General features: G+C 60.4%; 23 protein-coding genes. 8 read left to right on the top strand and 15 right to left on the bottom strand.

The window, feature by feature from the left end; translation table 11 throughout:
- Positions 1-12: 12 nt before the first annotated feature.
- The 5 genes from GAL_RS03220 to GAL_RS03200 all read right to left on the bottom strand — a co-directional run bounded on the left by GAL_RS03220 (position 13) and on the right by GAL_RS03200 (position 5305).
- Positions 13-2988, bottom strand: coding sequence for a formate dehydrogenase subunit alpha (locus tag GAL_RS03220; protein ID WP_024096156.1), 2976 nt, complete (start codon positions 2986-2988; stop codon positions 13-15).
- Positions 2989-3095: 107 nt separating this feature from the next.
- A complete protein-coding gene (locus tag GAL_RS03215) occupies positions 3096-3287 on the bottom strand; it encodes a twin-arginine translocation pathway signal protein (protein ID WP_014875663.1) in 192 nt (63 codons plus the stop codon).
- Positions 3288-3346: 59 nt separating this feature from the next.
- Entirely contained in the window at positions 3347-3994 is a 648-nt protein-coding gene (locus tag GAL_RS03210) for a TorD/DmsD family molecular chaperone (protein ID WP_024096155.1), read from the bottom strand.
- A 46-nt stretch (positions 3995-4040) separates the two neighbouring features.
- Positions 4041-4772 carry a DUF3306 domain-containing protein gene (locus GAL_RS03205; protein ID WP_024096154.1) on the bottom strand — a complete coding sequence of 244 codons (732 nt, stop codon included), beginning with the start codon at positions 4770-4772 and terminating at the stop codon, positions 4041-4043.
- Positions 4769-5305 carry a DUF3305 domain-containing protein gene (locus tag GAL_RS03200; RefSeq protein ID WP_040104212.1) on the bottom strand — a complete coding sequence of 179 codons (537 nt, stop codon included), beginning with the start codon at positions 5303-5305 and terminating at the stop codon, positions 4769-4771. The genes GAL_RS03205 and GAL_RS03200 overlap by 4 nt, the downstream gene beginning before the upstream one ends.
- 393 nt (positions 5306-5698) lie before the next feature.
- On the opposite strand from GAL_RS03200, the gene GAL_RS03195 reads away from it, so the two are divergent.
- A complete protein-coding gene (locus GAL_RS03195) occupies positions 5699-7648 on the top strand; it encodes a 4Fe-4S binding protein (RefSeq protein ID WP_024096152.1) in 1950 nt (649 codons plus the stop codon).
- 29 nt (positions 7649-7677) lie between these two features.
- On the opposite strand, the gene GAL_RS03190 is transcribed toward GAL_RS03195, so the two are convergent.
- A complete protein-coding gene (locus GAL_RS03190) occupies positions 7678-8412 on the bottom strand; it encodes a hypothetical protein (RefSeq protein ID WP_040104213.1) in 735 nt (244 codons plus the stop codon).
- Positions 8413-8589: 177 nt separating this feature from the next.
- Between GAL_RS03190 and apbC the strand changes: the two genes are divergently transcribed.
- The 3 genes from apbC to GAL_RS03175 are packed head-to-tail and all read left to right on the top strand — an operon-like array spanning position 8590 to position 10851.
- Complete coding sequence (gene apbC, locus GAL_RS03185) at positions 8590-9654, top strand: iron-sulfur cluster carrier protein ApbC (RefSeq protein WP_024096150.1); 1065 nt, start codon at positions 8590-8592, stop codon at positions 9652-9654.
- Positions 9655-9667: 13 nt separating this feature from the next.
- Entirely contained in the window at positions 9668-10375 is a 708-nt protein-coding gene (locus GAL_RS03180; protein WP_024096149.1) for a DUF4444 domain-containing protein, read from the top strand.
- The gene (locus GAL_RS03175; protein ID WP_040104232.1) at positions 10375-10851 is read left to right on the top strand and encodes a DUF6505 family protein; all 477 of its coding nucleotides are present in this window, start codon (positions 10375-10377) and stop codon (positions 10849-10851) included. Before GAL_RS03180 ends, GAL_RS03175 begins: the two co-directional genes overlap by 1 nt.
- Before the next feature lie 75 nt (positions 10852-10926).
- On the opposite strand, the gene GAL_RS03170 is transcribed toward GAL_RS03175, so the two are convergent.
- Genes GAL_RS03170 through GAL_RS03160 form a run of 3 tightly spaced genes read right to left on the bottom strand, consistent with a single transcriptional unit; the run spans position 10927 to position 13150 of the window.
- Positions 10927-11730 (bottom strand): substrate-binding domain-containing protein, encoded by an 804-nt coding sequence (locus tag GAL_RS03170; RefSeq protein WP_024096147.1) that lies wholly within the window; start codon positions 11728-11730, stop codon positions 10927-10929.
- Positions 11727-12449, bottom strand: coding sequence for an ATP-binding cassette domain-containing protein (locus GAL_RS03165; protein ID WP_024096146.1), 723 nt, complete (start codon positions 12447-12449; stop codon positions 11727-11729). The genes GAL_RS03170 and GAL_RS03165 overlap by 4 nt, the downstream gene beginning before the upstream one ends.
- Positions 12446-13150 (bottom strand): ABC transporter permease, encoded by a 705-nt coding sequence (locus tag GAL_RS03160; RefSeq protein ID WP_024096145.1) that lies wholly within the window; start codon positions 13148-13150, stop codon positions 12446-12448. Before GAL_RS03160 ends, GAL_RS03165 begins: the two co-directional genes overlap by 4 nt.
- A gap of 347 nt (positions 13151-13497) precedes the next feature.
- On the opposite strand from GAL_RS03160, the gene nadA reads away from it, so the two are divergent.
- Genes nadA through nadC form a run of 3 tightly spaced genes read left to right on the top strand, consistent with a single transcriptional unit; the run spans position 13498 to position 17087 of the window.
- Positions 13498-14550: a quinolinate synthase NadA gene (gene nadA, locus GAL_RS03155; RefSeq protein ID WP_024096144.1), complete on the top strand. Its 1053-nt coding sequence runs from the start codon at positions 13498-13500 to the stop codon at positions 14548-14550.
- Between the two features lie 3 nt (positions 14551-14553).
- Positions 14554-16236, top strand: a complete 1683-nt coding sequence (locus tag GAL_RS03150; RefSeq protein ID WP_024096143.1) for an L-aspartate oxidase — start codon at positions 14554-14556, stop codon at positions 16234-16236.
- The gene (gene nadC, locus GAL_RS03145) at positions 16233-17087 is read left to right on the top strand and encodes a carboxylating nicotinate-nucleotide diphosphorylase (RefSeq protein WP_024096142.1); all 855 of its coding nucleotides are present in this window, start codon (positions 16233-16235) and stop codon (positions 17085-17087) included. Before GAL_RS03150 ends, nadC begins: the two co-directional genes overlap by 4 nt.
- Positions 17088-17159: 72 nt before the next feature.
- Here nadC and GAL_RS03140 read toward each other — a convergent pair whose 3' ends face one another.
- The 6 genes from GAL_RS03140 to GAL_RS03115 form a co-directional block, all read right to left on the bottom strand.
- Entirely contained in the window at positions 17160-18620 is a 1461-nt protein-coding gene (locus tag GAL_RS03140) for a hypothetical protein (protein ID WP_024096141.1), read from the bottom strand.
- The gene (locus tag GAL_RS03135; protein WP_024096140.1) at positions 18620-19405 is read right to left on the bottom strand and encodes a methyltransferase domain-containing protein; all 786 of its coding nucleotides are present in this window, start codon (positions 19403-19405) and stop codon (positions 18620-18622) included. The genes GAL_RS03140 and GAL_RS03135 overlap by 1 nt, the downstream gene beginning before the upstream one ends.
- A 16-nt stretch (positions 19406-19421) precedes the next feature.
- Positions 19422-19823, bottom strand: coding sequence for a GtrA family protein (locus tag GAL_RS03130; RefSeq protein WP_024096139.1), 402 nt, complete (start codon positions 19821-19823; stop codon positions 19422-19424).
- A complete protein-coding gene (locus GAL_RS03125; protein WP_024096138.1) occupies positions 19820-20824 on the bottom strand; it encodes a glycosyltransferase family 2 protein in 1005 nt (334 codons plus the stop codon). The genes GAL_RS03130 and GAL_RS03125 overlap by 4 nt, the downstream gene beginning before the upstream one ends.
- Before the next feature lie 211 nt (positions 20825-21035).
- Positions 21036-23024: a CocE/NonD family hydrolase gene (locus GAL_RS03120; protein WP_024096137.1), complete on the bottom strand. Its 1989-nt coding sequence runs from the start codon at positions 23022-23024 to the stop codon at positions 21036-21038.
- A gap of 72 nt (positions 23025-23096) precedes the next feature.
- Complete coding sequence (locus tag GAL_RS03115; RefSeq protein WP_024096136.1) at positions 23097-24224, bottom strand: CaiB/BaiF CoA transferase family protein; 1128 nt, start codon at positions 24222-24224, stop codon at positions 23097-23099.
- A gap of 479 nt (positions 24225-24703) precedes the next feature.
- Between GAL_RS03115 and GAL_RS03110 the strand changes: the two genes are divergently transcribed.
- On the top strand, positions 24704-25855 hold the full coding sequence (locus tag GAL_RS03110; protein WP_244462776.1) for a TauD/TfdA family dioxygenase: 1152 nt from the start codon (positions 24704-24706) through the stop codon (positions 25853-25855).
- Positions 25856-26105 lie beyond the last annotated feature (250 nt).

The following is a 26105-nucleotide window of genomic DNA, read 5'->3' as shown; positions in this document are numbered from 1 at the left end:
ATCTCTTTCTCCTTATGCTGCGCTGATCTTGCAGAGAGTACACTTGGTCTCCTGCATCTGGGTCACGCTGTCATAGCCATAGGTCTGCGCGGTGTTGCAGCTCTCGCCCAAGACATAGGGGTCAGCGCCATCGGGATATTTGTCGCGCAAGTCCTCGCCTTGATAATGACCGCCAAAGTGGAACGGCATGAAGGCAACGCCCTCTCCGACCCGCTCTGTGACCATCGCCATGACCTTGACCTTGCCGCCCTCCGGACCTTCGACCCAGACCTGCGACCCATCCCGAATGCCGATATTATTGGCATCGCGCGGGTGCATCTCGACGAACATGTCCTGCTGCAATTCCGCCAGCCAAGGGTTGGAGCGGGTCTCTTCACCGCCGCCTTCGTACTCGACCAAGCGACCGGAGGTCAGGATGATCGGATACTCCTTGGAGACGTCGTTCTTCTGGATCGACGCATAGAGGGTCGGCAACCGGTAGGAATGACGGTCCTCATATGTCGGGTAGTCTTCGACCAGATCCCGGCGGTTGGTGTAAAGCGGCTCACGGTGAATTGGCACCGGATCCGGGAAGGTCCAGACCACGGCGCGGGCTTTGGCGTTGCCAAAAGGCGCACATTCATGCGCAATCGCAACCCGCTGGATGCCACCGGACAGATCCGTTTTCCAGTTCACCTTCGCGACCTTGTCGTCATAGTCCGACGGGAAGGGCGACATGCTTTGTTCCCCAACTTCGTGGGTGTAGTCAGCGAACCCGTCCACGCCCGCCGCCTTCGCGATGAACGCCCGCTCACTGGGGGTCAGCTCCGTGTGCCAGCCCAGGTCCTTGAGCATCTGATAGGTGAATTCGGGATAACCATCCTGAATATCCGACCCAGCAGAATAGACGCCCTCGGCCAGCAGATTGTCGCCATCCCGCTCCACGCCGAAGCGTGCGCGGAAGGTCAGGCCACCTTCGGAGACTGGTTTGGACATATCATAAAGGTTCGGCGTGCCCGGATGACCCATTTCGGCGGTGCCCCAGCAGGGCCAAGGCATACCGTAATAATCCCCGTCAGCAGGACCACCCACGGCCCGCAGCGTGGTGCGGTCAAAGGTGTGCTGATTGGCCATATGCGTTTTCATCCGCTCCGGTGATTGACCGGTGTAGCCGATGGTCCACATACCCTTGTTGAATTCGCGCGTGATGCTTTCGACATTCGGTGTTTCGGCATCCTCCATCTCGATGTTGCGGAAGAACCGGTCACTCCAGCCGAATTTATTCGCGAATTTGGCGATGATCACATGATCCGGCAGGCTCTCGAACAGCGGATCGACGATCTTGTCACGCCACTGCAAGGACCGGTTGGAGGCAGTAACCGAACCACGGGTCTCGAACTGAGTACAGGCGGGCAGCAGATAGACACCATCGGTGCGATCATGCAGCACGGCAGAGACGGTGGGATACGGGTCAACAACGACCAGCATGTCCAGCTTCTCCATCGCCGTCTTCATCTCCGTCATACGGGTCTGAGAGTTCGGCGCGTGGCCCCACAGAACCATGGCCCGCACGTTGTTGGGCTGGTCCATGTTGTCCTTGTCCTCAAGGATGCCATCAATCCAGCGGCTGACCGGAATACCTGTCAGATTCTGCAGCGATTTGTCCTTGCCATCGGCCCCTTTGATGGAGTCGAACTGACCGGCAAGCCATTCGCCGTCCTCACCCCAGACACGACCCCAATGGGCCCAGGCGCCTTTGGACAGACCATAGTAACCGGGCAACGTGTGGCTCAGAACGCCAAGGTCGGTTGCACCTTGCACGTTGTCATGGCCGCGGAAGATATTGGTGCCGCCACCCGAGGTGCCCATGTTGCCCAGCGCGAGCTGGAGAACACAATAGGCGCGGGTGTTGTTGTTACCTGTGGTGTGCTGGGTGCCGCCCATACACCAGATCACGGTGCCGGGACGGTTGTTCGCCATGGTCCGCGCAACGCGCTTCAACTGGCTGCCAGGAGTGCCGGTGACGCGCTCGACCTCTTCCGGGGTCCATTTCGCCACTTCTTCCTTGATCTGGTCCATGCCCCAGACACGGGTACGGATGAACTCTTTGTCTTCCCAGCCGTTCTCGAAGATGTGCCAGAGAATACCCCAGACCAGCGCCACATCAGTGCCGGGACGGAAGCGCACATATTCATCCGCATGAGCGGCCGTGCGGGTAAAGCGCGGATCACAGACAATCAGCGGCGCATTGTTCTGCTCCTTGGCCTTCAGCACATGCAAGAGCGACACGGGGTGTGCTTCTGCCGGGTTACCGCCGATGATGAAAATCGCCTTGGAGTTATGGATGTCATTGTAGCTGTTGGTCATGGCGCCGTAGCCCCATGTATTCGCAACACCTGCAACCGTGGTCGAGTGACAGATCCGCGCCTGATGGTCGACGTTATTGGTGCCCCAATAGGCGGCGAACTTGCGGAACAGATAGGCCTGTTCGTTGTTGTGCTTGGCTGACCCCAGCCAATAGACGCTGTCCGGGCCGCTTTCATCACGGATCTGCATCATGCCGTCGCCGATCTCGTTGATCGCCTGCTCCCAGCTGATGCGCTTCCACTCCCCGCCTTCTTTTTTCATCGGGTATTTCAGGCGGCGCTCACCGTGCGCGTGCTCTCGGACCGAGGCCCCTTTGGCGCAATGGGCGCCAAGGTTGAAGGGGCTGTCCCAGCCGGGTTCCTGACCGGTCCAGACGCCGTTTTGCACCTCTGCCACGACGGTACAACCGACCGAACAGTGGGTGCAGACGGATTTGACGGTCTCAACCGCGCCCGCCGCAGCGGTTGCGGCATTCGCCTTGGTGACTGAGCCACCTGTGGCGCTGATGGCGGCAAGGCCACCGATGGCCAGGCCGGATCCGCGCAGAAACGCGCGGCGGTCAACGGAGCTTTCCGCAACCTTGGACAGGATACTGGTCCGCTGGGGGCGTCGCGCAACCCCGTTGGTCTTTTTCCTAAGCATTATGTTCCTCCCTTGCTTCCCTTACGGGTTCGCTGGGTTATCGGGGGCCTTTGGCAGTCGGGCGTCACGCAACCAGTCGCCGTAGGCGTTCATACATCACCGGTCGCTCAGAACCGGAGGCTGTCGTAGTAGGCGCGGGTATGCGCGGTGTCCTGCATCACCTCTGATGTCAGGTCTGGCTCGGCCGCTTCGGCCGTGCCGCCGGTCGTTGCAACCGCCACCGCCGCAATCGGCGTTGTGGTCGCTGCCAGCTTGAGAAAGTCGCGGCGGCTTGTGGCCTCCTCGGTCTTTCTGGTCATGTGATCCTCCTCCTCAAATGGTTGGTTCACAGGGTTATGGGCCGGCGCACCGGCCCGGCTCAGGCGGATTGCTCCGCGCTCATCCGAAATCCTTCAGCTTCGATCTCCATGAACACCCGGCCCACAGCACCGACTGCAGCATAAAGAACCGAGTTCTTGGCCGCCTCCAGATCGGAAAAGAAATGGCCAGCCCAAGGGCCGACATGTTTGTTGAAGAACTGTTTCTGGTCGCTCAGCGGCGCTGGAGACCCAAATCTGCCCGCAATCAATGCGCCCATCATCTCCATCAGCGATGCGATATTGTCCTCTGGCTCATAGACGTTCTGCGCCCGTGTCATGCCCCGTACCGCCATGTCCTGCCGCAAGGCCGCCAGCGGTTTCTCATTCAGGAAGCCGGTCAGGTAATAGCTCGCATAGGGCAGCAGCTCACCGCGCCCGAGACCGATGAACAGCTTGTTAAACTCCCGCTCTGCGGCCGCCGGCTTGGTCAGCTTGGCCAGTTTCGCCAGCGCATTGATGGCGGTGCCGAGATCGCTGTCATCCCCCGTCAGCGACGCCATCTGGGCCAACAGCATCTCATCCGGGGGGCCAGCCAGCATCAGGCCCAGAAAGTTATAGAGATCCGCGCGCAGACGATCCTCGTCCTGCGGGATGGCAGGGCTGGCCTCCTGTGCAATGGTCTCTGTCTGGGCTTCTCTGGCGGTCATATGTGTCTCCTTGGGGGCATCTTGGCTCTTTGGGTCGGATCGATGGTCAGGCCGCAGGGGCATCCGGGTCGGCGGCAAAGGTAAAGCGCATCCGCCGCGGCGCAGGCGCCACCGGGTCAGGTGCCAGTGGGTCGGGTGCCGCCGGGTCAGGCCGTGCGTCATCAGTCCTAATCGTGGTCGCAACCTCCTCCTGCGTCGGCAATTCAGCGTCATCCGCATCAGCCGGGGAAAGCAATCTCATGGTGGGACGACGGACCGCATCAACCGACTTGTCCGCTGCGGCGGCGTCCTCACCTGCAGACGCGGTCTTTTCACCTGACGCGCCCGCACCTTCCGTGTCGGCCAAGACATCTGACGGAGGGCCTGCGGCTTCCTCCGCCTGACGCGCCAGCTCCTCAACATGAGCGGTCATACCCTTGCCCACCTGATAGGCTGTTTGCAGGTTCTCAACGACCATGGCGCTGTCAGTGAAATCCTCACCGTAGTCCAATAGCCCATCGACATTTGCCAGTACCGGATTGCTGGTCCAAAGCCGCCGCAGCGCCCGGGTCCGCAACCGCGCAGGAATAGTCTCTTTCAGGAAAACACTAAAATCATCCCCCTGCTGCATCTGATCCGGGTCCGGCAGGTTCAGCTCCTCCAGGAGCTCGGCATCGCTTTTCTCCTCAAGGGCCCGCTCCTCTGCTGCCCGGGCCAGGGCTGCGGCCTCGACGGCCTCCGCCTGCTGCTCTGCCGCGACCTTCGCGCGCCGTTGGGACCAGAAATCCCCCCCACTCATGACAGGCGCGCCTTCTTTAGCGTGGGCGACCGGTAGACATCGGTCAGCTGCGAGATACGCGGATCGCCAATACCATCTTCAGTCGCATTGGTTTTCACACGATCCCGGCGACGCTTCTTGAACGGTTCATCATGGAAATGTAGCTGTGCGAAATCCCGGATCCAGGCCACCAGACCATCCGGCATCGGTACTTTCTCCACCAGATCCTCACCGTTGTCGGCATAGTCCTGCGCCTCATAGGGCGAAGCCGTCACCAAGAGCACATCCAGCGGCCGCTCCTCCGACGTGCCCTCCCGCAGCACCACATAGATGCAAGGTGGCTCAGCCGTTAGGCCATGCAGATACGCCTCGGCTTCACTGCGATGCAGCTCCAGCGGCAGGGTCGCAGCATGAAATTCGCAAATCTCATCCACTTCGCGCAGAAGCTGCCAATCCGCTGGTGCCGCCCCCGGTAGGACTGAGGTCACCCTCCAGGACCAGCGCGCCCAACGCGTCACGCCCGGCTGGCGCCGCACGACGACACCCAACGGCATCACACACGTCTTTGCATTGGGATCTATGGTTTCAGCCACGTCAAAGCCCTGCTCATGAGTTTGGATGTTTCGACAGTGCCGCATTCCTAAGCAGTACTGAAAGATAACTTTTGCTGATGGCGCATTAAATCAACATCAATGGTCAAATTGACCAACCCGATATGGCACCTCAGGACGGCCCGGACGAAAAGTCTATTTTGACTAATTTGCTCAGGCTTAACGCAAGGGCAGCCCAACCTGCCTGTGGCGCGAATCACTGGCTTGATTTGCCGGGAACAGCGCCACCTTCACGTTGCGAATTGCGGTTTACCTGCTTGCGCAAACATGCCTAGTCTGAGCACAGAGCGGCGGATTTACGCCACCCAGAGCGAACACTGAATACGCGGAGAGACCATGCCTAAGACATTGATTTTATGTGATTGCTCTGGGTCGCAATCTATCGATTCCGAGGCCTTGTCACGCAGCACCCGTCTGCCCTGTTCCAAGCTGCATTCAGCGCTTTGCACAGACGAAATCGAACAGGCTGCCGCGGCCCTGACGCAAGAGGATGCAATTATTTGCTGCGCTCAGGAGCACCGCATTTTCGAGGCTCTGGCAGAAGAAATCGACGCCCCCTCACCGGGGTTCATCGACCTGCGCGACCGGGCCGGTTGGACCGCAGATACCGCCGATACGCTGCCCAAAATGACCGCCCTGATCGCCGAAGCGACATTGGCACCGCCCCCTGCAAAGACGATTGACCTGTATTCCGAAGGGTTGTGCCTGATCCTCGGCGCCCCGGATGTGGCCTATGCGGCCGCTGCGCGTCTGCAGGACAGCCTTGCTGTGACCGTCCTGCTCGATACACCAAGCGACCCGCCTCACAGCCGCGCCTATGATGTGATTTCCGGTCAGTTGCGCCATGCCAAGGGTGCACTCGGACAATTCGCCGTCACCATCGATCAGCTGCAGCAACTGGATGTCACGGGGCGCAACTGGACTTGGGGCGAGGCCCGGAATGGCGGGCATTCGGTCTGCGACATCATTCTGGATCTGCGTGGCGGCCAGGCGCTGTTTCCTGCTCCGGAAAAACGCGACGGTTATCTGTGTGCAGACCCCAAATCCGCTCCGGCAGTTGCTGAGGCCACCCTCGCTGCAAGCCAACTGATCGGGACCTTTGAAAAGCCGCTCTACGTGCGCAGTGAACCACTGCTTTGCGCTCATTCCCGCGCGGGCCAGACTGGCTGCACCCGCTGTCTGGATGTCTGCCCAACCGGCGCCATCAGCCCTGCTGGCGACCATGTCAGCATTGACCCGATGATCTGTGCCGGCTGCGGATCCTGTGCTTCGCTCTGCCCTTCCGGTGCGATCACCTATGACGCACCTCCAACCGATGCGCTGATGCGTCGGATCCAGACACTGGCGAAGGCTTATCTAGACGCAGGCGGCCGTACCCCCCGGCTTCTCGTGGTCGACCAGCACGGCAGCGAGATGATCGAACTGGCGGCCCGCCACGGTCGTGGCCTGCCTGCAGATGTGATCCCGCTGGCAGTGGACGCGCTCAACAGCTTTGGTCATGCCGAGGGTCTGGCCGCCCTCGCCGCCGGTTTCACTGAGGTCTCGGTGCTGCTCTCTCCCAAGAGTGAGCGCGACGTGCAGGAGCGCGAAAGCGCGCTCGCCGCAGCCATTGCCGGTCCGCACCTGCATCTGCTCGACCTCAGCGACCCAGACCAACTCAGCGATGTTTTATTTGCTCGCGATGGCACCTTGGCTCAGGTCGAAACACCCCTACGCCCCATGGGCACCCGCCGCCAGATCACCCGGCAAGCCGCCAAGGCGCTGCTGCCCGAGGCTGAGACCCTGTCGTTGCCTGAGGGTGCCCCCTATGGTGCGGTGCTGGTGTCATCGGACAACTGTACGCTCTGCCTCTCCTGTGTCTCGCTCTGCCCCTCAGGTGCGCTTGGCGACAATCCGGACCTGCCACAGCTGCGCTTTCAGGAGGATGCTTGCCTGCAATGTGGCCTCTGCGCCAATGTCTGTCCGGAGGATGCGATCACTTATGAACCGCGCCTCAACCTCACACCAGCTGCATTGTCGCAAGTGGTCCTGCACGAGGAAGAACCCTTTGCCTGCGTCGAATGCGGATCGCTGTTCGGGGTCAAATCAACCATCGACAAAATCACCGAGAAGCTGGCCGGGAAACACTCAATGTTTGCCAATCCAGAAGCGGCACGGATGATCCAGATGTGCGATGACTGCCGCGTCAATGCGCAGTTCCACCAGCAGAACTCTCCCTTCGCTGGTGCGGACCGCCCCAGGGTCCGAACCACCGAGGATTACCTCAGCAAGCGCAAGGATCACTGATCCAGAAATGCTAGGTTGATATGACGACCCTATTTATGCTCCAACGGCGCGCCAAGATCGGCGGGGCTGAGCACCGCCACATAGGCCAGGATGTTTTCCAGCTCGTCCAGCGTAAGCTCCACCGGGACAATTGGCGAGGGCCGCGCCTCATCGAACGGCGCGGTGATCTCGTCGATCTGGGTGAAGGCGGGGTGTGGATTCAAAGCATAGAACGCCTGAAACCGCTGCTCCCAATCCGCAAGGCTGCGCAGAACGTAAAACGACGGTGTCGAGCCGATGCTGTTGATACGCCCCCCCTCATCCACCGCGTGACAGCGCCCGCAATGGATCTTGGACAAGTCATACCCAAGCCCGGCGTCCCCCTCCCATGCGACCACCTCAACCTGAACGGCGGCCTTTTCCGGCACGCGAAACATCTGTGTGCCGTCGGGGGCAAAGGCTGTAAGCGTACGCCCGCCCACCTCAGAGGTCAGCCAATCCGCAAACCGCTGCGCCCCTGTGTGATCCGGGGTAATCAGCTCCAGATGCCAAACGATGCCTTGGCCCGCCATGACCGGTTGACCAGTCGATCCCAATGCGACTTCAGCCGCAGCACCCGGCTCGACCAGTTCAACCCTCACCTGCGTTTTCAGGGAAAACCGGGGCAGCATAAACCCCAGCACCCCGGTGTCGATCAGTGCCTGCGGCGCAATCAGCCGGACCCTGCGCGGATCATCCTGTGCCAGGGCGACCATAGGCTGCATCGAAACGGCAAATACCAGCACGACCAGTATCCCCGTATATTTGCGCAAAAGAGTGCATACCCAGACCATATGAAATGCTAGGAAACCATCTACATCTACGTCAAGAACTGTTGCAGCCGAGGCGACGCCCCCGGCAGATCATCAATACCAATCAAGCCAGCTTGACCCAAGCTCGCACCAAAAAGGAGCAACCCCGGCGTGTCCCTCACTCGTGAAACTGTCCTAGAGGCGCTCAAGACCATCAAAGACCCGGTGTCCGGCAGCGATATCGTCGCCGCAGGCATCGTCCGCGCGCTCAATATTGAAGAGGACACGGTCCGCTTTGTCCTGGAGATCGACCCGGCAAAATCCGACATCTATACGCCCGTGCGAGATGAGGCCGACGCCAAGGTGACGGCACTGCCCGGCGCAGGCAAGGTTTCAGCCATGCTGACCGCCCATTCTGAAAAAGCGCCGCCAGATCTGAAACCGAACAAACCAGCACAGCCCCAAGGTCCGCAGAAAATTCCCGGCGTGGATCGGATCATCGCCGTTGCTTCGGGCAAAGGCGGTGTTGGCAAATCCACTGTTTCGGCGAATATCGCCTGCGCGCTGGCGGCTCAGGGACGTCGTGTTGGCCTGCTGGATGCTGATGTCTACGGCCCCTCCCAGCCCCGGATGCTGGGTGTGTCCGGCCGCCCGGCCAGCCCGGATGGCAAGACCATTCTGCCGATGCGCAACCATGGCGTCACCATGATGTCCATCGGCCTGATGACCAATGAAGATCAGGCGGTTGTCTGGCGCGGTCCGATGCTGATGGGCGCCTTGCAACAAATGATGATGCAGGTGCAATGGGGCGCGCTGGATGTGCTGATCGTCGACCTGCCCCCGGGCACAGGCGACGTGCAGATGACGCTGGCGCAAAAGGCCCATGTGGACGGCGCCATTGTGGTCTCCACCCCGCAGGACGTCGCCCTGATCGATGCGCGCAAAGGCATCGATATGTTCCAGAAACTCAACGTGCCGATCCTTGGTATGATTGAGAATATGTCGACCCATATCTGCTCCAACTGCGGGCATGAGGAACATGTCTTCGGCCATGGCGGGGTCGCAGCCGAGGCCGAAAAACTGAACGTGCCCCTGCTGGCGGAAATCCCGCTGCATCTGGACGTACGGATGGCCGCTGATGGCGGTGCGCCGATTGCGGTCAGCAAGCCCGACAGCGCGCAGGCCAAGGCGTTCCACGATCTCGCCGCCGATCTGGTCGCCAAGGGTCAGGCCTGATCCTGTGGCGGACATGAGCGAACTGAGCTTTCCGCCTCTGATGCAGGGGCTCGTCCTCAGCGGTGCGGAGGAGCCCTTTGCCCTTGCCTGTCAAAAGGCGGTACTGGGCTGTGACGCGGGGTTGATCGTGCATAATCTCGCGCCTGACCGTTTGCAGGCGGCTCTTGTGTTCGCGCCGGAGGTGGCGTTGCAGCAAGCGATGACCATGCTGCCGGTCTGCGCCATCGCATTGCAAAACGCCCTGGGCGCGCTGGCCCCACCTGAGGTGGCGGTGCATCTGCAGTGGGATGGCGGGCTGCGCATCAATGGCGGGCGCTGCGGCCACCTGCGTGCCGCCGCCAGCACCACGACACCGTCCGAGGTGCCAGACTGGCTGGTTATTGGCCTCGACCTGCCACTCTGGCCGCCAAGCGATGGCGAAACCGGCGACCGCCCCGAAGATACCGCGCTTTACGCTGAGGGCTGCGCCGATGTGGATGCCGGTCAATTGCTGGAAAGCTGGGCGCGCCACGCGCTGCACTGGATCAATCGCTGGGAGGATGAAGGCACCGAACCGGTTCACAGCACCTGGCGCGGGTTGGCGCAGGACATCGGCGGGACCATAACCCATGCAGGTCGGACCGGTACATTTCTCGGGGTGGATGAGGACTTTGGCCTGCTTTTGCGGGACGAGACCACCACCCATCTGATCCCCCTCATCACGCTACTGGAGACCCCATGATGCAGCTGGCCCGAGCCATTCACTTCGACGAAAGCGATCAGAACGTCTTTGCCAGCCCCGCCCGAACGGGAGAATGGTGCATTTCCGGTGGCTTTGAATTCTCCAACTGGGAAGAGGCGGATCTGACCGGCAAACAACGGCAGGCTTTTGCCAATGGCTGGATGGGGCTGGAAACCAGCGGGCGTGCCACCTTTGTCGCCGTGACAAAGATCGAAGAGGGCGAATTGGCCACGCTCACCGATCTGCTGGCACAGCATTTTGTCAGCTACTATGGCGCCCCGAATACCGATACCGCCCGCCCCGTGGCGGAGGAAGAGCTGGCCCATATGGCCGACCTCTGCGCCGATCACGCGCCCAACACCCTGCTGACCGTCATGCGCGAGCTGACAGATGCCGGCGTCAAGGAAAGCTATCGCGCGATTGAGGCACAGGACGCCGGGCTGGAGCAGTTCGCCATTCACGTGACGGACGACTGAACGCCTACGACCTACAAAAAACGCCGCGCAGACCAGCGCGGCGTTTTCCGTTTCACAGCCCCAATAGGCAACGCATCACTGCTCGGCGTTGAACACAAACAATGCTTCGCCGTTGATCTGGTAGCTGTTGATCAGATCCTTTGCCTTGTCCGACACCAGCCAATTCTCCAGATCTGCCACCAGATCGGTTTTCACATGCGGGTGCTTTTCCGGGTTCACCGGCAGATAGGCGTATTGGTTGAACAACACGGGATCGCCGGAATAAAGCAGCGCCAAATCGCCCTTATTGGCGAAGTTGAGCCAGCTTGCCCGGTCGGACATGATGTAGCCCCCCATGCCAGAGGCAGTATTCAGCGCCGCACCCATGCCCGCACCAACAGCGTTGTACCAGCCGCCAAATCCTTCAGGCGATAGATCCGCCGCGGCCCAGAGGCTCAGCTCTTTCTTATGGGTGCCGCTGTCATCACCACGGCTGACGAAGGCCGCTTCAGAGGCTGCAATCTTCTGCAATGCCACCTTCGCGGATCCCGCGCCCGCAATGGTCGCAGGGTCGGCCTGAGGCCCGATGAAGACAAAATCATTATACATGATCTCCCGGCGGTGGGTGCCATTGCCCCCGGCCAGAAATGCCTCTTCGGCCTTCTTGGAATGCACAAGAATCGCATCCACATCCCCGGCTTCGCCAAGACGGATCGCCTGACCGGTGCCCACCACCAGCAGCTGCACTTCCAATCCCAGATCCGCCTTGATCTCAGGCAACAGCACCTCAGCCAGACCGGAGTTGTGGAAGGACGTGGTCACCGCCAGCTTCATCTCCTCCGCCAGCGCAGCTGTTCCCATCGCCAGCGCGGCCAAAGCTCCGAGCATAATTCGTTTCATTCGACAATATCTCCTCTTAGAAATGCGCGTCCCTGTTCGGTATGCGGCCGGGCAAAAAACGCCTCCGCCGCTGAAAATTCGGCAATCTGCCCGTGCAGCACAAACAAGACCTCATCGGCCAACCGCTGCGCCTGCCCCATATTGTGAGTGGACATGATCAGCCGCGTGCCCGCCGCGGCGGCTTCGGTCAAGATCTCTTCAATCTCGCGGGTGGCCCGCCCGTCGAGCGAGGCACAAGGCTCATCCAAAAACAGAAGCTGCGGCTTGCAGATCAGGGCCCGCGCCAGCGCCAATTTCTGTTGCTCCCCACCGGACAGCAAAACCGCGGGCCGTTGCAACGCATCGCCAAGCCCGATCCGCTCAGCCCAGATCTCAGCCTCAGCCAGTGCGACCTTGCGCGGCACGCGGTTGAGTCGCAACGGATAGGCGATATTCTCGACGACCGAGCGGCGCATCATGACTGGCGTTTGAAAGACAAAAGCCTGACGCCGCTGCGCCTCCGCCATAGGGCAGCCCCAGCTGATCTGCCCCTGCCCCAGCCGCAGGATACCATGCAGCATCTTCAGCAGGGACGTTTTGCCCGATCCGTTGGGCCCGATCACTATAGTCGTGCCCTGCCCGTCCAGTCGCAGATCCACAGGACCGATCAGCGTCTTGCCACGCCTGCGCACCTGCGCCCCGTTGACCACCAGCGGGAAAAGAGTGTTCGCCCCAGTCACCAACGCCCCTCACTTTCGGTCTTGCCCAACCAGTGAATGGTCAGGTTCACCGCGACGGCCAGCCCGATCAGCACAAAGCCAAGCCCCAGCGCCATGGCGAAATCCCCCTTGCCGGTTTCCAGCGCAATCGCTGTGGTCAGCACCCGCGTGGCATGGTCGATATTGCCGCCCACAATCATGATGGCGCCAACCTCGCCAATGGCACGACCGAATCCGGCCAGCGCCGCCGTCAGCAAGGCCCGCCGCCCGTCCCAGAGCAGCGTGCAGATCCGTTGAAACTGACTGGCGTTCAGGGAAATCAGCAGGTCGTGATAATCGCTCCACAGATCCCGCAGCGACTGATGCGCGATGGAGGCCACCAGCGGCACGATAATGATCACCTGCGCAATGATCATCGCTGTTGGCGTGAACAATAGTCCCAGCACCCCAAAGGGCCCGGCCCGCGACAGCATCACATAGACCACAAGCCCCACGACGACTGGCGGCAACCCCATCAACGCATTGAGCACCGCAATAGTCGCCCGCCGCAACCGGAACCTTCGAACAGCCAACAAGGCCGCCAAGGGCAGCGCAATGACGGCAGCCACCAGCAACGCGGTCAATGTGACCCGCAGCGAGCGCAGCGTGATTTCCACCAGATCCGCATCCAGCGTGACCACCAGCCAAAAGGCCTGGGCCAATCCTTCCCAGAGATCAGACATGGAAGCGGATTTCTCCCCTATGGGACCGGCCTTACCGCTTCCCTCTACTGCGTGTTAGGTCTGTGCAAACCACAATATCGGACCGCCCAATAGACAAAAACGTCACCCATCGCGAAATTTGGACAAATTGACCTCGCCCCGTTTGCGCTGACATTACCCGATGGTCAGAAGGTCGTCACGACATCCGGATACAGTAGGTTGCCGATGCTGACGGATTGGCGCCGATTTGCACCAGGAATTCCCGCTTTTCGGACAATAAACCCCGCTCACTTGCTTGCGTGCTAAATGTGAACATGAAACAAGAATTCCCCAAAGTGCCATCTCTGGCGCAGCTTTGAGGAAATGCCATGTTCGATCTGCAAACCATGCGCGATCAGCTCGCCAACCACTATGACCTTGCGCCAAATCCGGCTCTGGCCGAAGAGATGTCCGGGATTTACGCCAATATGGACCGGGTTGTGAACCCGATCGACTGGGCCACATACGCGCCTTATGTTGCGGCCATTCTGGCCCTCAAGAAAGAGCGGAACGCCGTCATTCTGGCGCATAACTACATGACGCCGGAAATCTACCACGGTGTTGCCGATGTGGTCGGCGACAGCCTCCAGCTCGCGATTGAGGCCGCCAAGGTCGAGGCAGATGTGATCGTGCAATGCGGCGTGCATTTCATGGCCGAAACCTCCAAGATCCTCAGCCCCGACAAAACCGTCCTCATCCCCGATATGGAGGCTGGCTGTTCGCTCGCGGAATCGATCACCGCCGAGGGTATTGCCGAAATGCGCGCGAAATATCCCGGCGCGCCGGTGGTCACCTATGTGAACACCACAGCCGAAGTCAAAGCCGCCTCCGATATCTGCTGCACCTCCTCCAATGCCGCCCAGATTGTGGCCGCACAGGAGAGCGACACCGTGATCATGACGCCAGATCAATATCTGGCACAGAATATCGCTCAGCAGGTGCCGCAGAAAAACGTGGTCTGGTGGGAAGGCTCCTGCATTGTGCACGAGCAATACACCGCCAAGGATCTGCGCGATTTCCGCGAATGGAACCCCGGCACCCGGCTGATTGCGCACCCCGAATGCCCGCCGGATGTGGTGAATGAGGCAGATTTCTCTGGCTCCACCAGCGGCATCATCAAATATGTGACCGACGAGAAGCCGGAAAAGGCGATGCTGATCACCGAATGCTCGATGGCGTCGAATATTGCCGATCAACTACCCGAAGTTGACTTTGTCGGCCCCTGCAACATGTGCCCCTACATGAAGAAAATCACGCTGGAGAAAATTCTGTGGTCGCTGCACACAATGTCCGAGCCGGTTGAGGTCGACCCAAAGGTGGCCGAACAGGCCCGTGTGGCGGTGCAGCGGATGATTGATCTCAGCCAGAAATTGGGAATTTGATCCTTGGACACCCCCGGCGCGAAGATCACCTCAGACGATCAGGCCCGCGAACAAACCGGTGATGAGGCCACCCCCCAGCTGGAGGTGCAGGCCCTGACGGAGGCCACCGCGAGCTGTGACACCGACCGCGTGATCATTGTGGGTGCCGGCATGGCCGCACTTTATGCCGCACTTGAACTGGCGCCGCGTCCCGTTCTGATGATCTCGCCCGAAACACTCGGCGAAGGCGCAAGTTCCGCTTGGGCGCAGGGCGGCGTCGCTGCCGCGATGGATCAGGCCGACAGCCCGGCCGCCCATGCCACCGATACTATGCGCGCCGGGGCTGGAACGGTTGATGCCGAAGTCGCTGCCATGGTCACCAAGGTTGCGCGGGATCACATTCTGGACCTGACCGAACTTGGCACGCCTTTTGATCGCACCGCCGATGGTGGATTTGTCATGAGCCGCGAGGCCGCCCATTCAGTCGCCCGTGTCGTACGGGTAAAGGGCGATCAGGCCGGTCGACAGATCATGGAAACGCTGATTGCAGCAGTGCGCGCCACCCCTTCGATTCAAGTCCACGAAGGCACCCAGGCCGTGCGGCTGGAAGTAGCCGACGAGCGCGTCAGCGGCGTCTGGGTCAGTGACGCCAGCGGGACCTCGGTTCCGGTGCTGATCCGCGCCCCTGCGGTCCTGCTTGCAGGCGGTGGATCAGGCGGGCTGTTTGCCCATACCACCAATCCGCCACGCATCCGGGGTCAGGTCATCGGATTTGCCGCCCGTGCCGGGGCACAGATCGCCGACCCGGAGTTTGTACAGTTCCACCCTACTGCCTTTGACATAGGCGAAGATCCCGCCCCTTTGGCAACCGAAGCCCTGCGTGGAGATGGCGCAGTGTTGATCAACAGCGACGGTGCACGTTTCATGCTGGCCGCGCATCCGGATGCCGAATTGGCACCGCGCGATATCGTCGCCCGCGCGATCTTTGCCGAAACGCAGGCAGGCCGTCGCCCGATGCTCGACACGCGCGACGCCTTGGGCGCCGAGGTGCTGACCCGCTTTCCCACCGTCGCGGAAACCTGCGTCCGTGCCGGAATCGACCCCGTTGCGAACCCAATTCCGGTGGCAGTCGCCGCGCATTATCACATGGGTGGCATCGACACCGACATGCAGGGCCGCGCCAGCCTGGCCCATCTCTGGGTCTGTGGCGAAGCTTCTTCAACCGGGCTCCACGGCGCCAATCGCCTCGCCTCCAACGGCCTACTGGAGGCGCTGGTCTATGCCCGCACCGCAGCGCAGGACATCGCAGAGACCCTGGGGCCTAAGCCCACGGATACGGTCATCCCGCCAGAAGTCTCGCTGAGTTTTGCTCCCGCCACCACACCTGCCGCCCCCGCCAGCGCCGTCGCCCGCCTGCGCGAAACAATGACGACCCATGTCGGGGTCCGACGGAACGAAGCCGGGCTGAAAACTGCGCTCGCAACCATCGAACAGCTGCTGATAGAGCATGGTGAAGACGAAAGCTTTGCCAATATGTGCGCCACCGCCACGCTGATCGCCGCCGCCGCATTGGCCCGCCGCGAAAGCCGTGGCGGGCATTTCCGCGATGACTATCCCGACGCCGACCCTGCACAGGCCTATCGCACCCACATCACCCTCACCGAGGCCCGCGCCATTCGCGCCGCCGCCGTTCAGGATTCGACATGACCCCGTCCTTTGCCACCCTGCCCGATCTGATCATCGAACCGCTGGTCCGCACTGCCCTGCTGGAAGACCTTGGCCAAAGCGGTGATATCACCACCCGTGCCGTGATCCCGGCAGAGACCACTTACGAGGCGCGGCTCAATGCCCGCGACGCAGGTGTTGTCTCTGGCATGCAGATCGCCCGCCTCGCCTTTCACCTCGTGGACCCGACGCTCAAGATCGAAACGCTGGTGCCCGATGGCAGCCCCTGCACCCCCGGCCAGACGTTGATGACCATCGCAGGCTCTGCCGCGTCGATCCTGTCGGGCGAACGTGTGGCGTTGAACTTTGCCGGGCGTCTCTCTGGCATTGCCAGTCTGACGGCCTCCTTCGTGGCAGAAACCGAGGGGACTGAGACCCGGATCACCTGCACCCGTAAGACCACACCGGGCCTGCGCATCGTGGAAAAGCAGGCGGTGCTACACGGTGGTGGCTACAATCACCGCTACGGGCTCTCCGATGCAATCCTGATCAAGGACAACCATATCGCTGCCGCCGGTGGCGTGGCCGCCGTGCTCAACGCTGCTAGGGCCAATGTCAGCCATATGATGAAGGTCGAAATCGAAGTCGACACGCTTACCCAACTGGAGGACGTGTTGGAGACCGGCGGCGCCGACGTGGTGCTTCTGGACAATATGGATACACCAACGCTGACGCAGGCTGTGGCAATGGCGAAGGGCCATCTGGTGACCGAAGCCTCCGGTAATATGCGCCGCGACCGCATTGCCGAGGTCGCAGCCACGGGGGTCGACTACATCTCCTCTGGTGCGCTGACCCATTCGGCGCAGACGCTGGATCTTGGCCTCGATTTCTGAGCTTACCTACCCAGTCTGACATGCAAACGGGGGCGCTGAGGCCCCCGTTTTTGTTTCACCTTGTCTATTTCCTCAACCGCTATCAGGGATGTTATGTGCCGCCTCGCGGATTGGGGTGGATGACAGCATGATCACGCTGCCCACGTCCAGATTGCGCACCTCATAGTCGGGGCCTTGGGCACCGGACTGAACATCTTCCGGCAGATGGGCACAGGCATCTGGTGTCATCGCGCAGATCACCACATCACGCCCGGTCAGCTGCGTCAGGCGAAACGCCACCGATAGATCATGCTGCAGGCCAGACTTCTCCCCCGATGGCAGCGACAGATATGTACCGCTGACATAGATCGGGCCATCCGCAGGTGTGATTTGAGCCACCATGCTGCGGCTGTCAGCCTGCCATGCGGTCACATCGCGGTGCTGGAGCACATTAAAGGCAAGATAGATCAGCGCAACAAAGGCCAGAAGGTTGCGCCCGATGCGGTCCCAGCCCGCGCCGCGCGCCGCCAGCTCCTGCGACAGAAGCCCCAGAAGCACCGCATAGTAAAGCCAGACAAACCCAGAGACACGCGGCGGCAGGGTGATGCCGGTCTTGACCGTCTGCACAAAAATCAGCCCCATCCCAAGGCAAATGCCCGCCAGCGGATAGATCGCGCGCCAGGGGTCGGACTTTCCAACCACCCAAATGGCCCACCCCAACAACGCCAGCTGAAACACTGTCAACGGCAGGAAATGGAACGACACCAGCGAAGCAGAGCTGCTGAGGAAGTCGCCAATAAGGGTGATATTCTCTAGCAGAGAGGCCAGATCTTGCGCCGGGCTTGGCATCCGCCATTCCGCCATCGGAATGCCGAAGATGCCGTGAAACAGGTAGTTCAGCGTATAGATCGACGCCAGCGCCAGCGCGAAGCACAGGATGAACAGCCCCAGAAGGGCAGCAAGATCCTTGGCCGAGCGCTGCGTATCCACACGCGTCAGACAGAGTGCCAGCAGGAAAAACGGGTAGGTGGTATAGGCCGTGAGCGCCAAGGGCACGAAGGGCACCAGTAGCCAGCGACAGCTCCGGTCCGACAGCTGCGTGGTTGCCAGCGCATAGAGGGCAAGGATCGCCATGCCGGGGATCAGCGTGTTGAACCACAGTGAGATCAGCAGCGCCGGCGCAGACAGCCCCGCAATCAGCGCCACTGCCCCCTTGCGCCACAGCGCCGCCTCGGCGCCCAGCGCATTATGCGCGAGGCACCCCAACACCACTGCCCAAAGCGCGTTGTATATCAAGTAGTTGCCCCAGCTCGGCAGCAATATTTCGCGTAAGTGCCAGAGGTAGTTGATCCAACGCCCCTCGGTCAGGGTTTTGACGTAGTATGTCTCCGCGTCGCCAAACAAGGCCGGGTAGTCGTCGTGACGGATCAGCGGGTCCGGCAGTTGAAACACCGCCGCAATCAGCAACCCGAAAAAGGCCACCGCGATCGTCGCCGCCAAGGGCCAGACGCCCTGTCGTGGCGCCGCCACAGGGCTATCCATCACCAGTGTCATCAGATCGTCCCTTTTGCTGAACCAGCACCCACCAGCCCCGCAGCCCGTGCCTGCCGCGCAATGATAGCCGCGCGCCCCTGGGCGATCTTGGTCACCATCACCTCGGGCATCATAGAGACAACCCCCCGGCGCAACCGCCAACCAATGCTGCCCGCAGAACGCACCTTCTGGCCGAGCGGGATCTCGGTTGCCAGGACCTCTTCAGGCAGGCCCGTACGCCCTGCCTCATTCACGTAAAGCACCGTGTTGTAACGATACCAGGGCTCTACGCCCTCCGCCTCTTTCAGCGCCGGGCGCACACAGTCAAACGCGCGGTAGCCCTGCGCCGCAAAGAGATCCTGCCAGAACGACAGCGGCTGTTCATTGATATGAAACTCCCCACCCTGCCCCGGTACGGCGGCTGAAAACAGCACGCGATCCGCATGACGGGTCAGCCCGTTGACCAATGTCGCGGACGCGGCCTTCGGCAGATGTTCCCCAACTTCCAGACTCTGCGCCAGATCAAAACGGCGCCCTAGATCGACGTCCCCCGTCAGATCCGCCGCATGGTAACACGTCGCCGGGATCGCCAACCGATCACGGTCTACATAATCGCCATCTACACCGGCGACCTCCTCAACCCCTGCCTTGGCCCATTCACTGAGCCAGACGCCACGACCGCTGCCCAGATCCAGCACGCTCTCTGCACCCAGCCAGGGCTGTACAGCAGCGATCAACGCCTGCGCCGAGCTGCGTGCGCCAAGGTCGATATAGTCATAGAATTCATTGGAATAGACATGCGACATCGCGAGTGTCTCCTCTTTACGCGCCGTTTCCGGCATAGACCCAGATTTTGAAAAACAGGTAGTTCTGCACCGGCAGCCAGACGGCGGCGGTGCTGGCAGCCAGCCAGTCCGGCCAGGACAGCATCGGCCCGATTACACCGGTGAGCAGCCCGGAGGCGACAAATCCCAGCCCGATGGTACAGCCAAAGCGCAGCGCCTGATCCGGCTGACCAAGCTTTTGGCGGAAGGTCCAGACTGTCTGCCCGACATATTGCACCAGTACTGCAAGGCCAAAGGCCAGCGCATTGGCGAGCCACGCCACCAGCCCAACGTGCAGGAAGCCTAGAAACAGCAGTACATAAATCGCCGCCACCGAGACGCCCACAATGGCAAAGCGGATCAACTGGCCGAGGTCCTTCTGAACAACGGCGCGGATCATGACGCTTCTTTTTGGGCGGGGGCCTTGGGCGATGTCGTGATCGGACGGCTGTCACCGGTGAAATCCACCGCATGGGCAGCAGGGTGGCCGGTCTCCTGCGACAGGAAGTAAAGCGGCCGCTGCTTGCTCTCCATGTAGAGCCGCCCGACATATTCGCCGAGGATCCCCAAAGTCAGAAGCTGGATCGCCGAGAAGAAGGAAATCGCCAGCAGTACCGAGGCCCAACCGGCAACCGTATTGAACAGGATCAGCGAGCCGAAGACATAGATCGCCATCAGCACCGTCACCAGCAGGCTGACAAAGGCCAGCCGCGTGGCCATTTTCAGCGGTTTGGTCGAAAACCCGGTCAGCGCATCAGTGGCAAAGCGCAGCATCGCCTTGAAGGGATATTTCGTCTCGCCCGCCACCCGTGCCTCGCGGACATATTCCAACCCGATCTGGTGGAATCCGGCCCAGGCGAACATGCCACGGATGAAGCGCGCCCGCTCCGGCATCTTCAACACCGCATCCAGCGAGCGGCGGCTTACCAGACGAAAATCGCCTGTATCCTTGGGGATATCCACATCGGACAGGGTATTGAGAAACCGGTAGAACAGATAGGCGGTCGCCTTCTTGAACAGGGTTTCGCCCTGACGTTCGGCGCGGCGGCCATAGACCACGTCATAACCGCGGTCCATCATCATCATCATATCAGGCAGAATTTCCGGCGGATCCTGAAGATCAGCATCCAGCATGAAAATCCGGTCTCCTTCGGCGGCTTCCAGACCTGCGGTCAGTGCAACCTGGTGGCCGCGATTGGCCGACAGGCGAATGCCCCGCACCACCGGATGCCGCTTATGCGCGGCCTCCATCGCGGTCCAGGTCTCATCGCTTGAGCCATCATCGACCAGTATGATCTCGGCCCGTTCCGCCCAGGGTTCGATTGCCTGCACCAACCGATCCACCAGTAGGGGGATAGACTCTTCCTCATTATAGCAGGGTACAACAACGGATAGATGCACCTTCTCGCCCCAATTCTGTTTATCGTCTGCTCACAACCGGGGGACCATCCGCCCGGCCTTCCAGCGCGATGACAACATCTCAAGGGCGGTATTCTCACCCGAAATGGTTAACGCGCAGTTCTGTTTTTGGTCACAGAACGTGGCCAAACCGTGGCGAACTGGGGGTCAATCCGGGGAAAAACAGCGATTTTTAACAGGATTTGATGCGAAATCACAAACAATAGCGTGGCAGATGCTCGCTCCATTCCTTAACGCAAACCTCTGTCTGGTCGGCGCCTTCAGTGGCCACAACCCTGCGCCAGAGGTGGAAATCCTCCCGATCGCCGCGCATCAGATTGTCAGTATCGACCTGCACCTGCCAGTCTCCGCGCGCAAATGTAAATCTCCACTGGCTGGAGAATGTCGCACTTGCCGGATCATCAGGGTGGATGGCATAGCGCATGGCCACATGGCTGCCGACCTCCATCCCATGCACCGGGTCAATCGCCGCGCCGTAGTCGTCAAAGGTCTCCAAAACCAGCGTGCCATCCGCCTCCTGATAAGTGTTAGACGTGCCGGAGGGCGCACGGACAACCTCTGCTGCATAGGTCGGATACTCCCGCGCCGCTCGCGGTGCCTGCGGGTCGCTCTCTGCCGCGCCCTGACGTTCCGGCAGGATCAGCGCGCAGCCGTCCAGATGCAGCGTCAGTGCCACAGGCTCCGGTGAGGGCCAGACGATAGGCCAGTAAGACGTCGACAACGCCAACCGCAGCTTATGGCCTGCCCGCAGATGATGCGCGCATTCATTGAGCGCAAACTCCACCTCATAGCGCTTGCCCGGCACCAACGCCTCAGCGATCTCATGTGTGTCATCATGGCAGAGGTTGCGGCCGCGATAAGTGATGCGCTGGGACACGCCATCCGGCGCCACATCACACAGTCGCGCCATCACCTGCGCCACAGGTTTGTCGACAGAGAACGCCAGCCGCACCCGCGCCCGTCCCAGCAGCTCTAGCGGGACATCCAGTGGCTGCGTATCAAAACAGGTGGACAGCGCATCGTCTCCCGCCTGATCACCCGGCAGTTCATTATCAATCCGCATGCCCGCACAGAAATAACCACCGGCGGCCCCAAGGGTTGCCGGATTGGACACCACAGCCTCCCCCGCATCCGGGGCAGCCTGCAACGCGCCCTGCTGCCCGAAAGAGTGCACCACCTCGCGCACATTCGGGGACGGCCAGTCGCCCTCGGCAACCCAGCGGCCCTGCCGGGGTTTGTTTTCCTTGGTCGGGTTGAAATGCTCCTGCATGTAGGTGCGATAATCCGGCAGAGCCTCCGCCCCGCTGTCTTCCCCCTTCAGCCAGCGATCAAACCAGCGCAGCACCTCTGCGTGGAAATCATGTGCCTCCAGCTTGGAGATATGCGCATAGCGATGTTCCCAAGGACCTATCAGCGCCTTCGCCGAGGCCTGCATATTGGCCGCCAATGCAGGCGGTGCATTCACGTAGGCATCCGCCCAGCCGGTGATCGCCAGTACCGGCGCCTTGATTGCCGACCAATCATCACATACCGATCCGTGTTTCCAGAAATCATCGCGCTGCGAATGCCGCAGCCAATCTGCGGCCATAAACGGCAGCGCCTCGATCCGCTCCACCCAAGCCTCGCGCCAATCCGGGCGCAGCTCGGGATCCAGCGGGCGGGTCTGATAGGCAAACATCTGCGACGCCCAATTGGCATTATCGCTGAGCAGGCAGCCACCCATAAAATGGATATCATCGGCATAGCGATCCACGGTTGAGGCCACGCTAACAACCGCCTTCAGCGCTTCGGGCTGTCGTGCGGCCAGTTGCAAGCCATTGAAACCGCCCCAGGAAATTCCAATCATGCCGATATTGCCATCACAACAGGGCTGCGTCGCAAGCCAGGCCAGCACCGCCTCGCCGTCGCTCAGCTCCTGTTCGGAATATTCATCATCAAACAGCCCCTCGCTGTCGCCGGTGCCTGCAATATCGACGCGCAGACAGACATAGCCCTCAGCCGCAAAAACCGGATGGGTGGTGGCATCCCGCGGCGCCGTACCGTCGCGTTTGCGATAGGGCAGATATTCCAGGATCGCGGGAAAGGGGCCGTCACCCTCCGGCAACCACATCCGTGCTGCCAGCCTGCGCCCATCCGGCAATGGAATCCACAGATGTTCAACTCCGGTGATCTCCATCGCCATGGCGCGCCCTCTTCCTGTCTGGTTTGATATCAAGCTGTTGCCGCCCACCAAATCGGCAGGCGACCTGACGTTCTAGTCTCCCTGCGACATATCCTGCGCCACCGGCAGGATCGGTGCCGATTTCTCCAGGGCCAGCTCCGCATCGGAAAACACCCAAGGGCCCCGCACACCCGGCACATCTTCCGGTGCGATCTGCATCTGGCGGTGTCTGATCTGCGGATCATCAAAGGCCTGCCCGATGGTGTTGATTGGTCCCGCAGGTACGGTTGCGGCCTCCAGCGCCGCCAAAAGATCCACCTGCCCCCATTGCGCCAGCGCCGCCGCCAGCATTGGCGTCAAATCACCCCGGTTGGCCACCCGCAGCTGATTGGAGGCAAAGCGCGGATCAGACGCCAGCCCTGCCATATTCAGAACCTCGCAAAGCCGAGCAAACTGACCATCATTGCCCACCGCGAGGATGATATGCCCATCACGCACCGCCATCACCTGATAGGGCGCGATATTGGGATGCTCATTGCCCATCCGCGTCGGACTGGTGCCGGTGGCCAGATAGTTCATGTTCTGATTGGCCAGCACGGCCGTGGCGCAGTCCAAAAGTGACATGTCGATATGCTGCCCGCGCCCGGTGGTATGACGCTGCTCCACCGCCGCCAGAATGCCAATGGTGCCATAAAGCCCAGTGACAATATCAGTAATCGCCACGCCCACCTTCTGCGGCTCCCCCTCCGGCGCGCCGGTGATCGACATCAGCCCGGACATGCCCTGTAACAGGAAATCATAGCCCGCCCGCGCCGCATAGGGGCCATCCTGACCAAAGCCCGTGACCGAGCAATAGATCAGACGCGGATTGACCGCTTTCAAACTCTCATAGTCCAGCCCGTATTTGGCCAACCCGCCCACCTTGAAATTCTCGATCAGGATATCGGCATCGCGGATCAACTCCCGCACCTGCGCACGCCCTTCGTCGGTGCGAAAATCCGCCGTTACGCAGGACTTGCCCCGGTTCGCCGCATAGTAATAAGCCGCCGTCTTGTCGCCACCCCGCTCAATGAAGGGCGGTCCCCAGCGCCGGGTATCATCGCCCTCGGGGCTCTCGACCTTGATGACCTCCGCCCCCAGATCGGCAAGCGACTGGCCAATCCATGGCCCTGCGAGAATACGGGCCAGCTCGACCACCTTCAGACCTTCAAGCGGTGTCATGGGCTCTCCTGTCAGTGCGCCCGCAATCAGCGGGACCTCCCCCCGCCAAGGCACGGCAGAGTGTTCTGACAGAGACTTAGCCTATCCATTCCCCTGCGGGCAAATAATTTGATCAAAATATTTCACAAGGCATGTGCGCGTGCTGATCAACGACACAAGGCCCCGTAACTGTAGTTTCACCGCAACAAGGTCAAATGGGCAAGATGCCGAATTTGGCGCTGTTTACCGTCTCAATCAAAGGCACGCTTCAGATTTACTGCCATCTTGAGAAATGACCCACGCTGCATTGAGCCGACCTCAATCATTGCACATGTTTTCTACGCTTGCCGACACATAAGCTGCCGTCATATGGACGATGTATGAAGACTGATGTTTCATATGAAGTGCTGGGGCAGCGTGCGATTGGCACGCCCTATGGCAAGACACAGGAATGGTGGCCCCCGCCCTGTAGTGCAGCCCTACACCCAGCATTCTAAATTATGAAACGAATTGGATATCCAATGACTGCACCGCACTTCACGGTTCAAGCTGACACACTAATTGTGACTTGGGCCGACGACACCACAACACAATTTCCAACCATTTGGTTGCGCGACAACTGCCCCTCGGGGCTGCACCCTGAAACACATGAACGCTTACTGGATCTGTTGGAGATTGACGAAACCCCGGTGCTCATCTCTGCCACGCGTGATGAGGGTGTTGTCCTACTGGAATACGAAGACGGGCATGTCAGCCGCATGCCTATAGCGTTGATGGACGCCCACCGCCCCGGTCGCCGTAGCCACGACGCTGGGAAAATCCAAGAGCAGCTTTGGCGCGCCGATTTGGGTGCCAATGGCATCCCGCGCCACACATCAACTATGATTCTGACCGACGATTACGCCCTGAACGCATGGATGCAAGACACCGCAAAATACGGTCTGGCCATCGTTGAACACTTGCCAGACAGCATCGACTCTGGCGTTCAAGTGGCTGAACGAGTTGGATTTTTGCGTACAACAAACTTTGGAACCACCTTCGAAGTGATCAATAAGCCCGACCCAAACAACCTTGCCTACACGTCGGTGGCTTTGCCGCTTCATACGGATCTGCCCAACCAGGAGGTCCCCCCCGGCTACCAATTCCTGCACTGTCTCGCCAATGAGGCCACAGGCGGCGGGTCTCTGTTTGCAGATGGTTTCGCGATGGCAGAGGATCTTCGACAAGATGACCCGGAAGCCTTTCGCCTGCTCTGCGAAACCCCAATCCCGTTCCGTTTCTCTGACAAGGATGCAGACATACAAGTCCACCGGCCAGTGATCACACTGGGGGCAATGGGGAATGTGATCGAAATCCGCTACAATGCGCATCTGGCCGGCATATTCGATATGTCGCCCGAGATTATGCCAGCCTATTACCGCGCGTATCGCGCCTATATGGCAAAGACGCGGGATCCAAAATATCGCATCAATGTCAGGCTAAAAGCAGGCGAAATGGTTGTGTTCGACAACCGTCGTGTCCTGCATGGCCGTGACTCATTTGATCCATCCACCGGCTTCCGCCATCTCCATGGATGCTACGTTGATCGCGGTGAATTCGCTTCGCGTTTACGTCTGCTAGAGCGTAACGTCACAATCGCCAAAGCATCCTGACCCAAAGGTAAAACGATCAGGCCATCCTATCAGGGATGGCCTGTGATCTGCGGCTTGCAGATATTAAGAATTGGCTTCTTACCGCAGCGGGTCAGAGCTGACCGAACGCATAAAGCTGACAAACAGAGTGATTAGACAACAAGCGTTCATGCCCAGCGTTCGGAAAGAAGGCTGAAAACAGAGCTATATGATTTGTAGCCCAACAAACTGTTTGGCAACGGTTTTCTCTTTCGCTGACCGCTCTCTGTAA

This window comes from Phaeobacter gallaeciensis DSM 26640, from assembly GCF_000511385.1.
GTDB classification, from domain to species: Bacteria; Pseudomonadota; Alphaproteobacteria; order Rhodobacterales; family Rhodobacteraceae; genus Phaeobacter; species Phaeobacter gallaeciensis.
This window is presented reverse-complemented; position numbering and strand designations above follow the sequence as displayed.

Bases quoted from the DNA above. Each gene is read 5' to 3' on its own strand.
- GAL_RS03180 (WP_024096149.1), top strand. From the start codon at position 9,668: ATGAGCGAACTGAGCTTTCCGCCTCTGATGCAGGGGCTCGTCCTCAGC.
- GAL_RS03120 (WP_024096137.1), bottom strand. From the start codon at position 23,024: ATGGCGATGGAGATCACCGGAGTTGAACATCTGTGGATTCCATTGCCG.
- GAL_RS03215 (WP_014875663.1), bottom strand. From the start codon at position 3,287: ATGACCAGAAAGACCGAGGAGGCCACAAGCCGCCGCGACTTTCTCAAG.
- GAL_RS03200 (WP_040104212.1), bottom strand. From the start codon at position 5,305: ATGCCGTTGGGTGTCGTCGTGCGGCGCCAGCCGGGCGTGACGCGTTGG.
- GAL_RS03115 (WP_024096136.1), bottom strand. From the start codon at position 24,224: ATGACACCGCTTGAAGGTCTGAAGGTGGTCGAGCTGGCCCGTATTCTC.
- GAL_RS03205 (WP_024096154.1), bottom strand. From the start codon at position 4,772: ATGAGTGGGGGGGATTTCTGGTCCCAACGGCGCGCGAAGGTCGCGGCA.
- GAL_RS03175 (WP_040104232.1), top strand. From the start codon at position 10,375: ATGCAGCTGGCCCGAGCCATTCACTTCGACGAAAGCGATCAGAACGTC.
- GAL_RS03110 (WP_244462776.1), top strand. From the start codon at position 24,704: ATGAAACGAATTGGATATCCAATGACTGCACCGCACTTCACGGTTCAA.
- GAL_RS03160 (WP_024096145.1), bottom strand. From the start codon at position 13,150: ATGTCTGATCTCTGGGAAGGATTGGCCCAGGCCTTTTGGCTGGTGGTC.
- GAL_RS03195 (WP_024096152.1), top strand. From the start codon at position 5,699: ATGCCTAAGACATTGATTTTATGTGATTGCTCTGGGTCGCAATCTATC.
- GAL_RS03130 (WP_024096139.1), bottom strand. From the start codon at position 19,823: ATGATCCGCGCCGTTGTTCAGAAGGACCTCGGCCAGTTGATCCGCTTT.
- nadA (WP_024096144.1), top strand. From the start codon at position 13,498: ATGTTCGATCTGCAAACCATGCGCGATCAGCTCGCCAACCACTATGAC.
- GAL_RS03170 (WP_024096147.1), bottom strand. From the start codon at position 11,730: ATGAAACGAATTATGCTCGGAGCTTTGGCCGCGCTGGCGATGGGAACA.
- GAL_RS03220 (WP_024096156.1), bottom strand. From the start codon at position 2,988: ATGCTTAGGAAAAAGACCAACGGGGTTGCGCGACGCCCCCAGCGGACC.
- GAL_RS03210 (WP_024096155.1), bottom strand. From the start codon at position 3,994: ATGACCGCCAGAGAAGCCCAGACAGAGACCATTGCACAGGAGGCCAGC.
- GAL_RS03135 (WP_024096140.1), bottom strand. From the start codon at position 19,405: ATGTCGCATGTCTATTCCAATGAATTCTATGACTATATCGACCTTGGC.
- GAL_RS03140 (WP_024096141.1), bottom strand. From the start codon at position 18,620: ATGACACTGGTGATGGATAGCCCTGTGGCGGCGCCACGACAGGGCGTC.
- nadC (WP_024096142.1), top strand. From the start codon at position 16,233: ATGACCCCGTCCTTTGCCACCCTGCCCGATCTGATCATCGAACCGCTG.